Here is a 451-nt window from a genome sequence, read left to right on the forward strand (position 1 = left end):
CAGGAGGGCGTCGCCTCCGACGAGAAGCTCGTCCCCGAGGGCATCGAGGGCCAGGTGCCCTACCGCGGCCCCCTGTCGGCCGTCGTGCACCAGCTCGTGGGCGGTCTGCGCCAGTCGATGTTCTACGTGGGCGGGCGCACGGTGCCCGAGCTTCAGGCGAACGGCCGCTTCGTCCGGATCACGTCCGCGGGCATCCGGGCGCCCCACCCGCACGACATTCAGATGACGGTCGAGGCGCCGAACTACAGCCGCAACAAGTAGCAGCCGTACGCGGCAGAACGCGGCGCCACGCGCGCGTGGGGGCGGCCCGGATTCCCTGGGCCGCCCCCACGCGCGCGTGTCGCCGCATACTGCCGCGTACGGCTGCTACTTGTTGCGGCTCGAAGCGGCCGTTCGCCTGAAGCTCGGGCACCGTGCGCCCGCCCACGTAGAACATCGACTGGCGCAGACC

General features: G+C 71.8%; 1 protein-coding gene. It reads left to right on the forward strand.

The features are described 5' to 3' along the window. Positions 1-261, forward strand: a 261-nt coding sequence (locus tag STRAU_RS30490) for an IMP dehydrogenase (RefSeq protein ID WP_037662969.1), incomplete at its 5' end; no start/stop codon positions are given. Positions 262-451 lie beyond the last annotated feature (190 nt).

The organism is Streptomyces aurantiacus JA 4570 (genome assembly GCF_000414115.1).
Lineage (GTDB): Bacteria > Actinomycetota > Actinomycetes > Streptomycetales > Streptomycetaceae > Streptomyces > Streptomyces aurantiacus_A.